The organism is Ligilactobacillus ceti DSM 22408 (assembly GCF_000423245.1).
Classification (GTDB): domain Bacteria; phylum Bacillota; class Bacilli; order Lactobacillales; family Lactobacillaceae; genus Ligilactobacillus; species Ligilactobacillus ceti.
The window spans coordinates 35832-51680 of sequence record NZ_AUHP01000016.1 but is presented as its reverse complement, the minus strand read 5'-3'; the positions used below and the strand labels follow the sequence as shown (position 1 = coordinate 51680).

8 protein-coding genes, 8 tRNA genes and 1 rRNA gene are annotated in these 15849 nt (G+C 37.3%); 16 read left to right on the top strand and 1 reads right to left on the bottom strand.

What is annotated here, in order from left to right; all coding sequences use genetic code 11:
- Nucleotides 1-58 precede the first annotated feature (58 nt).
- From rrf to rpoC, 13 genes are all read left to right on the top strand, one after another.
- Nucleotides 59-175, top strand: a 5S ribosomal RNA gene (gene rrf, locus G540_RS0102390).
- Nucleotides 176-248 (top strand) — tRNA-Val (locus G540_RS0102385).
- A 6-nt stretch (nucleotides 249-254) separates the two neighbouring features.
- Nucleotides 255-327, top strand: a tRNA-Lys gene (locus G540_RS0102380).
- 21 nt (nucleotides 328-348) lie between these two features.
- Nucleotides 349-433: transfer RNA gene (locus tag G540_RS0102375), tRNA-Leu, on the top strand.
- 11 nt (nucleotides 434-444) lie between these two features.
- A tRNA-Thr gene (locus tag G540_RS0102370) sits at nucleotides 445-517 on the top strand.
- Nucleotides 518-521: 4 nt separating this feature from the next.
- A tRNA-Gly gene (locus G540_RS0102365) sits at nucleotides 522-593 on the top strand.
- Nucleotides 594-619: 26 nt separating this feature from the next.
- A tRNA-Leu gene (locus G540_RS0102360) sits at nucleotides 620-705 on the top strand.
- Between the two features lie 42 nt (nucleotides 706-747).
- Nucleotides 748-821 (top strand) — tRNA-Arg (locus G540_RS0102355).
- Between the two features lie 10 nt (nucleotides 822-831).
- Nucleotides 832-905 (top strand) — tRNA-Pro (locus G540_RS0102350).
- Between the two features lie 148 nt (nucleotides 906-1053).
- Nucleotides 1054-1524 (top strand): CtsR family transcriptional regulator, encoded by a 471-nt coding sequence (locus G540_RS0102345; protein ID WP_027106716.1) that lies wholly within the window; start codon nucleotides 1054-1056, stop codon nucleotides 1522-1524.
- An 18-nt stretch (nucleotides 1525-1542) separates the two neighbouring features.
- A complete protein-coding gene (locus tag G540_RS0102340; protein ID WP_027106715.1) occupies nucleotides 1543-4026 on the top strand; it encodes an ATP-dependent Clp protease ATP-binding subunit in 2484 nt (827 codons plus the stop codon).
- A 299-nt stretch (nucleotides 4027-4325) separates the two neighbouring features.
- Entirely contained in the window at nucleotides 4326-7916 is a 3591-nt protein-coding gene (gene rpoB / locus G540_RS0102335; RefSeq protein WP_152973828.1) for a DNA-directed RNA polymerase subunit beta, read from the top strand.
- Between the two features lie 46 nt (nucleotides 7917-7962).
- Entirely contained in the window at nucleotides 7963-11631 is a 3669-nt protein-coding gene (gene rpoC, locus G540_RS0102330) for a DNA-directed RNA polymerase subunit beta' (RefSeq protein WP_027106713.1), read from the top strand.
- 49 nt (nucleotides 11632-11680) lie between these two features.
- Here rpoC and G540_RS07550 read toward each other — a convergent pair whose 3' ends face one another.
- On the bottom strand, nucleotides 11681-12394 hold the full coding sequence (locus G540_RS07550) for a prepilin peptidase (protein ID WP_161808001.1): 714 nt from the start codon (nucleotides 12392-12394) through the stop codon (nucleotides 11681-11683).
- Nucleotides 12395-12691: 297 nt separating this feature from the next.
- Here G540_RS07550 and rpsL point away from each other — a divergent pair, with 297 nt between their 5' ends.
- From rpsL to fusA, 3 genes are all read left to right on the top strand, one after another.
- Nucleotides 12692-13105: a 30S ribosomal protein S12 gene (gene rpsL, locus G540_RS0102320; RefSeq protein WP_027106712.1), complete on the top strand. Its 414-nt coding sequence runs from the start codon at nucleotides 12692-12694 to the stop codon at nucleotides 13103-13105.
- Nucleotides 13106-13120: 15 nt separating this feature from the next.
- Complete coding sequence (gene rpsG / locus G540_RS0102315; RefSeq protein ID WP_027106711.1) at nucleotides 13121-13591, top strand: 30S ribosomal protein S7; 471 nt, start codon at nucleotides 13121-13123, stop codon at nucleotides 13589-13591.
- A gap of 126 nt (nucleotides 13592-13717) precedes the next feature.
- Complete coding sequence (gene fusA / locus G540_RS0102310) at nucleotides 13718-15808, top strand: elongation factor G (protein WP_027106710.1); 2091 nt, start codon at nucleotides 13718-13720, stop codon at nucleotides 15806-15808.
- Nucleotides 15809-15849: the final 41 nt, after the last annotated feature.

Below are 15849 nucleotides of genomic sequence, written 5' to 3'. Positions count from 1 at the left end.
AGAAAAGAAAGTTATTATCTAGTTTTGAGAGAATAAAATCTTTCAAACAACAAAATAGTGCGGTGACGCTAGCAAGAAGGACACACCTGTTCCCATGCCGAACACAGAAGTTAAGCTTCTTAGCGCCGAAAGTAATTGGGGGATCGCCCCCTGTGAGGATAGGACGTTGCCGTGCGGAGGTTTAGCTCAGCTGGGAGAGCATCTGCCTTACAAGCAGAGGGTCACAGGTTCGAGCCCTGTAACCTCCATTTGTTGAGTCGTTAGCTCAGTTGGTAGAGCATCTGACTTTTAATCAGAGGGTCGACAGTTCGAGCCTGTCACGACTCATTTTTTTATTTTTGATCTGTTGCGGGTGTGGCGGAACTGGCAGACGCGCTAGATTTAGGTTCTAGTGTCTTATGACGTGGGGGTTCGATTCCCTTCACCCGCACCATTTTTAAATAAGCCGACTTAGCTCAGCTGGCAGAGCATCTGATTTGTAATCAGAGGGTCGGAGGTTCGAATCCTCTAGTCGGCATTTTGCGGAAGTAGTTCAGTGGTAGAACATCACCTTGCCAAGGTGGGGGTCGCGGGTTCGAATCCCGTCTTCCGCTTGTTATATCAAATAAATATAACAGATGCCGGGGTGGCGGAACTGGCAGACGCACAGGACTTAAAATCCTGCGGTAAGTGATTACCGTACCGGTTCGATTCCGGTCCTCGGCATTAAATATTAGATAAATTCTAATATAATTAAATAAATTATATGCACCCATAGCGCAACTGGATAGAGTGTCTGACTACGAATCAGAAGGTTGCAGGTTCGACTCCTGCTGGGTGCATCTTTTTTTTCGGGAAGTAGCTCAGCTTGGTAGAGCACCTGGTTTGGGACCAGGGGGTCGCAGGTTCGAATCCTGTCTTCCCGATTTTTTTGTGCTTAAAAACACATATGAGTTAAGGACGTAAGTAGATAAAACTTGCGTCCTTTTTTGCATTAAAAATTTGTTATTTAACGAGATATTGCGTATAATAAAAGTCAATATTAGTCAAAGATTTGATAAAGGAATGAGACCGATGCAAGGTAAAAATATTTCTGATATTATAGAACAGTATCTGAAAAGTATCTTAGCTGAAAACAATCAAATTGAAATTAAAAGAGCGCAGATTGCGGAAAAATTTGATTGTGTTCCATCACAAATTAATTATGTAATTAAAACACGCTTTTCTCAACAAGCCGGATATGCGGTAGAAAGTAAACGTGGTGGTGGCGGTTATGTAAGAATTGAAAAAATTCAACTGCAAGAAAATTGTGAGTTGTTAGATTTGTTATTGAAAAATAGTATGTCACAGTTAACTGAAAGACAAGCTGAAATTATTATTCAGACATTAGCAGAAAACGAATTGATAACAGAACAAGAATTATGTTTGATTTTAACGATGCTAAGTCATCAAACATTAAATGATCTTGATAAACAACAAGAAGAATTAGTACGAGCTAAACTCGTGAATAGTATTTTGAATCGTTTGAAATATAAAAAGTGTTAAAGAGAAAGAAGGGGTTTCATGGGAGATTTATATACACCAAGTGCACAAGCGGTCTTAGAACTCGCCCAAGAAAAAGCTAAAGCATATGAACAACATGCGATAGGAACGGAGCATCTATTGTGGGCTTTAGTTTTAAATTCCGAAACAATTGCGGGGAAAGTCTTGAAAAAATATTTAGTGGTCCCTGTAGATGTGCAAGTTGAAATTGAAAATTATACTTATACAAGTAATTTACGCCGTAAAAATAAAACAGATTATTTACCATTTTCACCTAAGATGCGCATTGTTTTAGCACAAGCGCGGAAATATCAAGAATCGTTTAAAGATGAAAATATTGGTACAGAACATTTATTATTAGCGTTATTGGATATTCAAGGGACATTAGCCTTGAAAATTTTAAATAATTTAGAAATTGATGTGGATCGTATTCGTCAAGCTGTTTATGCTGGTTTAGGAATCAGACGGACACAAGCACAAAGAATCCAAAAACAAATCCAACAAGATTGGAAAAAAGATGCTGAGCAAACAACGCAAAGTGGAACACCAACATTAGATAAATTGGCACGTGATTTAACGAAAATGGCTTATAATCATGAAGTTGATCCAGTTGTTGGTCGGGAAAAAGAAGTCGCACGTGTTATTCAAATTTTAAGTCGGCGGACGAAAAATAATCCTGTTTTAGTAGGGGAACCTGGTGTGGGTAAAACAGCAGTTGCTGAAGGTTTCGCACAAAAAGTAGTCCAAGGAAAAGTTCCAAGCGGATTGAAAAAGAAACGTGTGATGTTGCTTGATATGGGTTCATTAGTTGCAGGAACGAAATATCGTGGTGAGTTTGAAGATCGGTTGAAACGAATTTTAGCTGAAATTCATCAAGATGGCTCAGTGATTTTATTTGTTGATGAATTGCATACATTGATTGGAGCAGGGGGAGCAGAAGGTGCTATTGATGCTTCTAACATTTTAAAACCAGCTTTAGCCCGTGGTGAAGTACAAATTATTGGTGCGACAACATTGGATGAATATCAAAAATATATTGAAACTGATTCGGCCTTTGAAAGAAGATTTGCGACTGTTAAAATCGAAGAACCAAACCAAGCTGAAAGTTTAGAAATTTTAGCAGGACTTCGTCACGAATATGAAGATTATCATCATGTTCAAATTACGGATGAAGCTTTACAGAGTGCTGTTAAATTAAGTCAACGATATATTACAAATCGATATTTACCAGATAAAGCAATTGATTTAATTGATGAAGCGGCTGCGCGAGTACAAATTCAAAAAGTTGATCAAAAAGATAAAGTTGTTTTAACACAACAAAAATTAAATTTAATTCAAGTTGAAAAACAAGCGGCTATTATTAATTTGGAATTTGAAAAAGCAGCAGATTTAATGAAAACTGAAAAGAAATTAACAGAAAAATTAATTAAGTTAGAAACAGTTAAACAAGCGCAAGCGTATGATCGCACACAACGTCCAGCCGTAACAGGTGAAAATATTGCTGAAATTGTTTCAGAATGGACCGGTGTTCCGGTTACTCAAATGAGTAAAAATGAAAGTCAACGGTTATTGAATTTAGAAAAGACATTACACAAACAAGTAATTGGACAAGAAGAAGCAGTGACAGCTGTTTCAAAAGCTATTCGCAGAGCTCGAAGTGGTTTACAAAATCCAAATCGACCAATGGGTTCATTTATGTTCTTAGGACCAACTGGTGTCGGAAAGACTGAATTAGCGAAAGCTTTAGCACAAGCTGTATTCGGTTCACAAGATGCAATGATTCGGATTGATATGAGTGAATTCATGGAAAAATATGCAGCTAGTCGTTTGGTTGGGGCACCTCCAGGATATGTTGGTTATGATGAAGGTGGTCAATTAACAGAAAAAGTTCGTCAAAATCCATATTCTGTAATTTTATTAGATGAAGTTGAAAAAGCTCACCCAGATATTTTTAATATTTTGTTACAAGTTTTAGATGATGGGTATTTAACAGATTCTAAAGGTCGCAAAGTTAACTTTAAAAATACTATCATTATTATGACATCTAATTTAGGTGCGACAGCTTTACGTGATGAAAAATCAGTCGGTTTTGGTGCGCAAGATTTATCACAAAATCATGAAGCGATGGCTAAAAAAATTCAAGAAACATTGAAAAAGACATATCGTCCAGAATTTTTAAATCGGATTGATGAGACAATTATCTTCCATAGTTTAACGCAAACTGAATTACGTGCGATTGTTAAGCTCATGGCTAAGGAATTAATTACTCGTGTGAAAGAACAAAATGTAGAATTAAAAATTACAGCTGCGGCGATTGATCTGGTGGCCAAAGCTGGATATGATCCTGAATATGGTGCTAGACCATTAAGAAGAGCATTACAAACTGAAGTTGAAGATTTATTAAGTGAAGCTTTGATTTCAGGTGAAATTCAATCAGGTGATCAAGTTGTAATTGGCGCAAATCATGGCAAAATTAAATTAACGGTTAAACAACAAGAAGTATAATTTAAAATTAGGAAATCAGTTTTTCGCACTTTCAAAAAAGGTTGGCGAAAGGCTGATTTTTCTTGTTTTCATGATTGACTTTTCAAAAAAGTGTTGCTATAATTAATCAATACAAAACTGTGAACTTAACGGTTGTTATGATCTATTGTCCATAACGACTGCGAAAGAAGCAAAAATAGTGGGAATCGAAGTTATCGGTAGAAGCTGTTTTTGGTTTTTTTTTGCCAAAATTTCAGAAAAAAAGAAAATGTAATGAAATTGTAATATTAAAAAAGGCAATCACAGAAATATTTTGAGAGGTGAACAACTTGGCAGGACACTTAGTGAATTACGGTAAACACCGTACTCGTAGAAGTTATGCACGTATCAAGGAAGTTTTAGAAGTGCCTAACTTAATCGAGATCCAAACTGATTCTTATCAATGGTTCTTAGACGAAGGTCTACGCGAAATGTTTGAAGACATTATGCCTATCGAAGATTTTGCAGGTAATTTATCTTTAGAATTCGTTGATTATCAATTACTTAAACCAAAGTACACAGTCGAAGAAGCTCGACAACATGATGCAAATTACTCTGCTCCATTACACGTTACATTACGATTTAATAACCACGAAACTGGAGAAATGAAGTCACAAGATGTATTTTTCGGAGAATTTCCATTAATGACAGAACAAGGTACGTTCATCATTAACGGTGCCGAACGTGTTATCGTTTCCCAATTAGTTCGTTCACCAGGTGTCTATTTTAATTCTGAAATTGATAAAAATGGTCGAACAAATTATGGAACAACAGTTATTCCTAACCGTGGTGCTTGGTTAGAATATGAAACAGACGCAAAAAATGTTGCTTATGTTCGTATTGATCGCACACGTAAATTACCTTTAACAGAATTAATTCGTGCTTTAGGTTACGGTTCAGATAGCGAAATTTTAGAAATGTTAGGCGAAAATGATAGCTTAATGTTAACTTTAGAAAAAGATGTTCATAAAAACACAGAAGATTCACGTGTTGAAGAAGCATTGAAAGATGTTTATGAACGTTTACGTCCCGGTGAACCAAAGACAGCTGATAGCTCACGTAGTTTATTAACAGCTCGTTTCTTTGACCCACGTCGTTATGACTTGGCACCAGTTGGTCGTTACAAGATTAACAAGAAACTTGATTTAAAAACACGCCTTTTAGATACAGTTTTAGCTGAAACATTAGCTAATCCTGAAACAGGGGAAGTTCTTTTTGAAGAAGGAACACTTATTACAAATCAAGTAATGGAAGAATTAGCTCCATTCTTAGATCGTGATGATTTCCATACAGTAACATTCTACCCATCAGAAGAGGGTGTTGTTACAGAACCAATGACATTACAAATGATCAAAGTTTACTCTGCAAAAGATCCAGAACGTGTTGTTAATATGATTGGCAATGGCAATATTGACATTGACTTCAAACACATCACACCTGCTGATATTATTGCTTCTATGAATTACTTCTTTAACTTACAAGAAGGTATTGGTGAAGTTGATGATATTGATCACTTGGGTAACCGTCGTATTCGTGCCGTTGGTGAATTATTACAAAACCAATTTAGAATTGGTTTATCACGGATGGAACGTGTTGTACGTGAACGGATGTCAATCCAAGACGCTAACACAATTACACCACAACAATTAATCAATATCCGACCTGTAGTAGCTTCTATCAAAGAATTCTTTGGTAGTTCACAGTTATCACAGTTCATGGATCAAACAAACCCATTAGGTGAATTGACACACAAACGTCGTCTATCAGCCTTAGGGCCTGGTGGTTTGACTCGTGATCGTGCCGGCTATGAAGTTCGTGACGTTCACTATACTCACTATGGTCGTATGTGTCCAATCGAAACTCCAGAAGGTCCTAACATCGGTTTGATTAACAGTTTATCCACATATGCACGTGTTAACAAATATGGTTTTGTTGAAACTCCATATCGTCGTGTTTCATGGGATACACACAAAGTTACTGATAAGTTAGATTATTTAACAGCTGATGAAGAAGATCATTACGTTGTAGCCCAAGCTAACTCACCTTTAAACGAAGATGGTTCATTTAAAGATGATGTTGTTATGGCTCGTTACAAAAATGAAAATATCGAAATCACAGTAGATAAAGTTGACTACATGGATGTTTCTCCTAAACAAGTAGTTGCGGTTGCGACAGCATGTATTCCTTTCTTGGAAAACGATGACTCTAACCGTGCTTTAATGGGTGCTAACATGCAGCGTCAAGCTGTTCCATTGATTGAACCTCATGCACCACTTGTTGGTACAGGTATCGAATATAAAACAGCCCATGACTCCGGTGTTGCTTTAATTGCGAAGAACTCTGGTGTGGTTGAATATGTTGATGCACGTGAAGTTCGTATTCGTCAAGAAGACGGAACTTTAGATAAATATAAATTAATGAAATTCCACCGTTCCAATGGTGGTAAAAACTATAACCAACGTCCAATCGTACGTGTTGGTGATCAAGTCGATGCTGATGATGTTTTAGCAGATGGACCAGCAATGGAAAGTGGAGAATTGGCTTTAGGTCAAAACCCATTAATTGCCTTCATGACTTGGGATGGTTATAACTTCGAAGATGCGATCGCAATCAACGAACGTTTAGTTAAAGAAGATGTATATACATCTATTCACATTGAAGAACATGAATCAGAAGCTCGTGATACAAAATTAGGGCCTGAAGAAATGACTCGTGAAATTCCTAATGTTGGTGAAGATGCGTTGAAAGATCTTGATGAATTCGGGATTGTTCGAATCGGTGCCGAAGTTAAAGATGGCGATATCTTAGTTGGTAAAGTTACACCTAAAGGTATGACAGAATTATCAGCTGAAGAACGTTTATTACATGCAATCTTTGGTGAAAAAGCACGTGAAGTACGTGATACATCATTACGCGTTCCTCATGGTGGCGGCGGTATTGTACAAGATGTTAAAATCTTTACACGTGACGCTGGCGATGAATTAGCACCTGGTGTTAATATGATGGTTCGTGTCTACATTGCACAAAAACGTAAATTACAAGTTGGGGATAAAATGGCTGGACGTCATGGTAACAAAGGTACTGTTTCCATCGTAGTTCCTGAAGAAGATATGCCATTTATGCCAGATGGTACTCCAATTGATATTATGCTTTCACCAATGGGTGTTCCTTCACGGATGAACATTGGACAAGTTTTAGAATTACACTTAGGTATGGCTGCTCGTAAATTAGGTATCCATGTTGCTTCACCTGTTTTTGATGGTGCAACTGATGATGATATCTGGGGTGCGTTAGAAGAAGCTAGTTTACCAGCTGATGGTAAGACTGTCTTATATGATGGTCGGACTGGTGATGCCTTTGATAACCGTATTTCTGTAGGTGTTATGTACTATATGAAATTAGCTCACATGGTTGATGATAAGATTCACGCACGTTCAATTGGACCATACTCACTTGTTACACAACAACCGCTTGGTGGTAAAGCACAATTCGGTGGACAACGTTTCGGTGAAATGGAAGTTTGGGCGCTTGAAGCTTATGGTGCTGCATACACATTACAAGAAATTTTAACTTATAAATCTGATGATGTTGTTGGTCGTGTTAAGACATACGAAGCTATTGTTAAAGGCGAACCAATTCCAAAACCAGGTGTACCGGAATCATTCCGCGTGTTAGTTAAAGAATTACAATCATTAGGTCTCGATATGAAAGTGCTCGATAGTGATAAACAAGAAATTGAGTTACGCGATATGGATGATGAAGATGATGATATTCTTAATGTTGATGCTTTAAGTCAAATTGCTAAAGAAGAAGCTGAAAAGAAAGCCGCTCGTGAAAAAGCAAAACTTGAAGAAGCAAACTCTGAAAAATAGTCGTATTCGTTAGAAAACTCAATAAATTTAAAAGGAGGTCGATCCTTTGATCGATGTCAACAAATTCGATAGTATGCAAATTGGTTTGGCTTCATCAGATAAGATCCGTAGCTGGTCTTATGGTGAAGTTAAGAAACCGGAAACTATTAACTATCGTACATTGAAACCAGAAAAAGACGGTCTGTTCGATGAACGGATCTTTGGACCTACAAAAGATTGGGAATGTGCCTGTGGTAAATATAAACGTATCCGTTATAAGGGTATTGTTTGTGATCGCTGTGGTGTTGAAGTTACACGCTCTAAAGTTCGTCGTGAACGTATGGCTCACATTGAACTTGCAGCTCCTGTAACACATATTTGGTACTTCAAAGGTATTCCAAGTCGTATGGGTCTTGTGCTTGATATGAGCCCACGTGCGTTAGAAGAAATTATTTATTTCGCATCTTACGTTGTTACAGATGCTGGTGAAACACCTTTAGAAAGAAAACAACTTTTAACAGAACGTGAATATCGTGAAAAACGTGAAGAATATGGTCAAGGTTTTAAAGCAAGTATGGGTGCAGAAGCTATCCGTACCTTGCTTCATGATGTTGACTTAGAAGGCGAATGTGCTGCTTTAAAAGAAGAACTTAAAGAAGTTACAGGTCAAAAACGGACACGTGCTGTGCGTCGTTTAGACATTTTAGAAGCTTTCTTACATTCTGGAAATAAACCAGAATGGATGGTAATGGATGTTGTTCCTGTTATCCCTCCTGATTTGCGCCCAATGGTTCAATTAGAAGGTGGACGTTTTGCAACATCTGACTTGAATGATTTATATCGTCGTGTAATTAACCGTAATAATCGTTTGAAACGTTTATTAGATTTAAATGCACCAGGAATTATCGTTCAAAATGAAAAACGTATGTTACAAGAAGCTGTTGATGCTTTGATTGATAATGGTCGTCGTGGCCGTCCTGTGACTGGTCCTGGTAACCGTCCATTGAAATCATTGTCACACATGCTTAAAGGGAAACAAGGTCGTTTCCGTCAAAACTTACTTGGTAAACGTGTCGATTACTCAGGACGTTCAGTTATTGATGTTGGTCCTAAATTGAAACTTAGCCAAATGGGTATTCCACATGAAATGGCTTTAGAATTATTTAAACCATTCATGATGAAAGAACTTGTAGCTCGTGAAATGTCAACAAACATTAAAAATGCGAAACGTAAAATCGAACGTCGCGATGAAGATATTTGGGATGTCTTAGAAGATGTTATCAAAGAACACCCAGTTCTCTTGAACCGGGCCCCTACATTGCACCGTTTGGGTATCCAAGCATTCGAACCAGTTTTAGTTGATGGTAAAGCTATGCGCTTACACCCATTAGCTTGTGAAGCTTATAATGCCGATTTTGATGGGGACCAAATGGCTATCCACGTTCCTTTATCAGATGAAGCTCAAGCTGAAGCTCGTTTATTAATGTTAGCTGCTCACCATATCTTGGCTCCAAAAGATGGTAAACCTATCATTTCACCATCTCAAGATATGACAATCGGTAACTATTACATGACTGTTGAAGCTAAAGATCGCGTTGGCGAAGGTATGATCTTCAAAGATGTTAATGAAATCCGAACAGCTTATCAAAATAACTACGTTCACTTGCACACACGTGTTGGGTTACAAACTGACTCACTTGTAGCACAAGGTAAACCATTCACAGATTGGCAAAAAGATCGTATTTTAGTTACAACTGCTGGTAAAGCAATGTTTAATGAAATTCTTCCAGCTGACTTCATTTATTTAAATGAACCAACTGAAGAAAACTTGACACAAGGTATCCCAGATAAATATTTCTTAGAACCAGGTCAAGATATTCATGAATTCTTAAAAACACAACCTTTAGTAACACCATTCAAATCAGGTTTCTTATCAGATATTATCGCTGAAGTTTATAAACGTTATAAAGTTACAGAAACAGCTGAATTACTTGATAGAATGAAAGACTTAGGTTATGCAGAATCAACAAAATCTGGTGTGACTGTTGGTATCGCCGACGTTACAGATCTTAAAGAAAAGAAAGATATTGTTGCTGTTGCGCATAAGAAAGTTGAAACAGTTGCTAAACAATTCCGTCGTGGTTTAATTACAGAAGATGAACGTTATAACCGTGTTATTGCAATTTGGAATGAAGCTAAAGATGTCATCCAAGGTAAACTTGTTGATATGATGGATCCTTCTAACCCAATTCAAATGATGAGTGATTCCGGTGCTCGTGGTAACATTTCTAACTTTACGCAGCTTGCTGGTATGCGTGGTTTGATGGCTGCTCCGAACGGTAAAACAATGGAATTACCAGTTATTTCTAACTTCCGTGAAGGTTTAACAGTGTTGGAAATGTTTATTTCCACTCACGGTGCTCGTAAAGGTATGACCGATACGGCCTTGAAGACTGCCGATTCAGGTTACTTAACACGTCGTTTAGTTGATGTTGCTCAAGATGTTATCATTCGTGAAAAAGACTGTGGTACAGATCGTGGTTTAGAAGTTTCTGCAATTGTTGAAAACAATCAAGAAATTGAATCATTATACGAACGTATCTTAGGTCGTTACACAATGAAATCAGTTTACCATCCAGAAACAGGCGAATTAATCGTTCCTGCTAATGTTATGATGGATGAAACAATTTCTAAAGAAATTATTGAAGCTGGTGTTGAAACAGTTACAATCCGTTCTGCATTTACATGTAATACACGCCACGGTGTGTGTGAACACTGTTATGGACGTAATATGGCTACTGGTGATGAAGTTGAAGTCGGTGAAGCTGTTGGTACAGTTGCTGCTCAATCTATCGGTGAACCAGGTACACAGTTAACAATGCGTACATTCCACACGGGTGGGGTTGCCGGTGATGATATCACTCAAGGTCTTCCTCGTGTTCAAGAAATTTTTGAAGCACGTAATCCTAAGGGTCGTGCTACAATTACTGAAGTTACAGGTGTGGTTGAATCAATTGAAGAAAACCCTGCTGAAAGAACAAAAGAAGTTACCGTTGCTGGTGAAACTGATACAAGAACATACAGCTTACCTTATACAGCTGTCTTAAACGTTCAAGAAGGTCAAGAAATCAAACGTGGTCAAGCATTGACTGTTGGTTCTATTGATCCTAAAGAACTTATTAAAGTTCGTGATGTCTTAACAACAGAAAACTACATCTTAGAACAAGTTCAAAAAGTTTACCGTATGCAAGGGGTAGAAATCTCTGATAAACACATTGAAGTAATGGCTCGCCAAATGCTACGTAAAGTACGCGTTATGGATCCAGGTGAAACAGAATTATTACCTGGTACATTACTTGATATTGATGATTTCAAAGATAAAAATGCACCAACAATCATTAATGGTGGTATTCCTGCAACTGCACGTCCAGTTCTTCTTGGTATTACAAAAGCCTCACTTGAAACAAACAGTTTCTTGTCTGCTGCTTCCTTCCAAGAAACAACACGTGTCTTAACAGATGCTGCTATTCGTGGTAAGAATGATCCATTAATTGGATTGAAAGAAAATGTTATCATTGGTAAGATTATTCCTGCCGGTACAGGTATGAAGAAATACCGTGATGTTGAACCAGAAGAAGTAGGTACTGTATCTAAGAGTGTTTACTCAATTGCTGATGTTGAAGCAGGAATGGAAATTCCCGACTCATCTCAATTTAAAGCAACTGATTCAGAATAATAAATAATATTTTTGAGAGAAGTGATTAATTTCACTTCTCTTTTTTTGTTTACATAGATATGAGGGGATAAAAAGTATTAATAAAAATTAACAAGGCGCAACTTAGGGTTAGATAGGGGATAAAAGGAAAGGTTTTTTTAGTAGAAATGTTTGGCATTAAACGAAATATGATAGCTAAGCAGGAAGCTAAAAAAATAAGATAAACAACAAAATACCAATTGAAAAGTAAGCTTAAAATGTTTACTAAAAGTAAATCCCCCATGCCTAGCATGTTTAATAATACAAAGAGCGTTAAAAATAGACTGATGCTCAAAGTGCCTATTAGATTTGTAATTGTTAAAGTCCGATTTAAAATAGGAAATAATAAGAAAGTATAGCCGCTGAAAAGGCAAAAACTGGAGACTGTTTGTGTGTAGTAATCTTGTAAAGCTAAAAATAACAGCCAACTTAATATAATAAATATTTGCAATAGACTAAATGTTGAGTAATAATTTTGTGAAATTAAACTGATGCCATACAAAGGGAGTAATATTTCTAAAATAAAAGAAGTGGGGGGTAAAACATGTTTACAAAAATAACAATGGCTATTTTGAACGATAAAACCAAATAACGGGATTAATTGCCAGGGCTTGAGTGGCGTGAGACAGTGATCACAAAAAGAATACGGAATACAAAGTGAATAATGATGAGTCAAACGCCAAGCACAACAAGTGATAAAAGATCCCCAACAACTTAAAAAAATAAATAAAATTAGATAGAACACAATAAACAACCTCCTCAATAACTAGATACGTAAAATGCTCGAAGATTTTTCGTAAAAAGATCGGATTTTTTTGAAAAAAAGAATTGACATTGCTAGTTAGAACATGCTATTCTATTCAAGGTGCTTTACTAATAACAGTTCTCTTAGATTAACTAAGAACGTGCTGACTGTACATAGTAATAAGCAGACCAACAAACAACGTACATCGGGACGTTATTTTTTTAAACCCAAAAAATGAAACTCCTGGATGTGTGTACTTAAAAAATAATCGAAAATTTAGGAAGGAGGACTTTTTAGATGCCTACAATCAACCAATTAATTCGCAAGGGTCGTAAATCTAAAAGTTCAAAATCTGATTCCCCAGCTTTAAATTTTGGGTATAACAGTCATAAAAAAGTTCAAACAAAAAATCCTGCACCTCAAAAACGTGGTGTAGCAACTCGTGTCGGTACAATGACACCTAAGAAACCTAACTCAGCTTTACGTAAGTATGCTCGTGTTCGTTTATCAAACTTAATCGAAGTTACAGCATATATCCCAGGTATCGGTCATAACTTACAAGAACACAGCGTGGTACTTATCCGCGGTGGTCGTGTTAAGGATTTACCAGGGGTTCGTTACCACATCGTTCGTGGTGCGTTAGACACAGCTGGTGTTGATGGACGTATGCAAAGCCGTTCTAAATACGGTGCAAAGAAACCTAAGAAATAAGAGGAGGTTATTTAGATGCCAAGAAAAGGTGCTGTCGCAAAACGCGACGTAATGCCAGATCCAATTTATAACTCAAAATTGGTTACACGTTTAATCAACCGCTTAATGTTAGACGGTAAACGTGGTACTGCATCAAAGATTTTATACCAATCATTTGATATTATTAAAGAACAAACAGGAAATGAACCATTAGAAGTATTTGAAGAAGCAATGAACAACATCATGCCAGTGCTTGAAGTTAAAGCTCGTCGTGTTGGTGGTTCTAACTACCAAGTTCCTATCGAAGTACGTCCAGAACGTCGTACAACTTTAGGTTTACGTTGGTTAGTAAACTATGCTCGTCTTCGTGGCGAACATACAATGTCAGAACGTTTAGCTAAAGAAATTATGGATGCTGCTAACAACACAGGTGCATCTGTTAAGAAACGTGAAGACACACACAAGATGGCTGATGCAAACCGTGCATTCGCACATTATCGTTGGTAATCTTTTAAAAAAATGGCTACTATGCGATTTAGAAAAAATCAATAGTAGTCTTTTTTTTAAAATGATATAATTGAACTATAATTTTTTTAAAAATTATTGCTAATATCGGAAGGAGAGAAATTCTCAATGGCAAACAAACGTGAATTCTCATTAGACCATACACGTAACATTGGTATTGTTGCCCACATTGATGCTGGTAAAACAACAACTACTGAACGTATTTTGTATTATACAGGTAAAATCCATAAAATCGGTGAAACACACGAAGGTGCTTCACAAATGGACTGGATGGAACAAGAACAAGAACGTGGTATTACAATCACATCTGCTGCAACAACTGCCGAATGGAAAGGCAACCGTATCAACATTATCGATACACCAGGACACGTGGACTTCACAGTTGAAGTAGAACGTTCCTTACGTGTTCTTGATGGTGCTGTAGTTGTTTTAGATGCACAATCAGGTGTAGAACCACAAACTGAAAACGTATGGCGTCAAGCTACAACATACGGTGTACCTCGTATCGTATTCCTTAACAAAATGGATAAAACAGGTGCAAACTTTGACTATGCTGTAAGCACAATCGAAGACCGTTTACAAGCTAACCCATTACCAGTTCAAATGCCAATTGGTGCTGAAACAGAGTTCCAAGGTGTTATTGACTTAATCGAAATGAAAGCTGACTTATACGATGCAGATGCATCTGGTACTAACTATACAGTTGTAGACGTACCAGAAGAATATCGTGAAGAAGCTCAAGAACGTCGCGATGCAATGATCGAAGCTCTTGCAGATATCGACGAAGACCTTATGGAAAAATACCTTGAAGGTGAAGAAATTTCTAACGATGAAATTAAAGCTGCTATTCGTAAAGCTACATTAGCTTTAGAAGTATATCCAGTCTTTGCTGGTTCTGCTTTCAAGAATAAAGGTGTTCAAATGATGCTTGATGGTGTTAATGCATACTTACCATCTCCATTAGATGTTAAACCTTATAGCGCTACAACACCTGAAGGTGAAGAAATTGAATTAGTTGCTAACGATGAAGATCCATTTGCAGGTCTTGCATTCAAGATCGCTACAGATCCATTCGTTGGTCGTTTAACATTCTTCCGTGTTTACACAGGTACATTAGAATCTGGTTCATATGTATTAAACGCATCTAAAGATCGTCGTGAACGTGTAGGTCGTTTATTACAAATGCACTCAAACACACGTAAAGAAATCTCAGAAGTATTCTCTGGTGATATTGCTGCTGCAATTGGTTTCAAAAATACAACAACTGGTGATTCATTAACAGATCCAAAACGTCCGTTAATTCTTGAATCAATGGAATTCCCAGACCCAGTTATCCAAGTATCTATCGAACCAAACTCAAAAGCTGACCAAGATAAAATGGGTGTTGCTTTACAAAAACTTGCTGAAGAAGATCCAACATTCAAAGCTGAAACAAACCAAGAAACTGGTGAAACATTAATCGCTGGTATGGGTGAGTTACACTTAGATATCATCGTTGACCGTATGCGTCGTGAATTTAACGTTGAAGCTAAAGTTGGTGCTCCACAAGTTGCTTATCGTGAAACATTTACAAAATCTGTTCAATCTCAAGGTAAATTCGTTCGTCAATCTGGTGGTAAAGGTCAATACGGTGATGTATGGATCGAATTCACACCTAACGAAGAAGGTAAAGGCTTTGAATTTGAAAATGCTATCGTTGGTGGGGTTGTTCCTCGTGAATACATCCCTTCAGTTGAAGCTGGATTGAAAGAATCTATGACAAACGGTGTGTTAGCTGGTTATCCATTAATTGATGTTAAAGCTAAATTATATGATGGTAGCTACCATGATGTCGATTCTAGTGAAGCTGCATTTAAAGTTGCTGCATCCTTATCATTACGTAACGCTGCTAAGAAAGCTGGCGCTGTAATTCTTGAACCAATCATGAAAGTTGAAGTTGTTGCCCCAGAAGATAACTTAGGTGATGTTATGGGACACGTTACAGCTCGTCGTGGTCGTGTTGAAGGTATGGAAGCTCGTGGTAATGCACAAGTTGTTAATGCATTTGTTCCATTATCAGAAATGTTCGGTTACGCAACAACATTGCGTTCTGCAACACAAGGTCGTGGTACATTCTCAATGACAATGGATCACTACGAACCAGTACCTAAGTCAATTCAAGAAGAAATCATTAAGAAAAACGGCGGAGACGCAGATTAATTTTTGATTGCTTAATATAAGAAATAGGATTATGCTCAAGA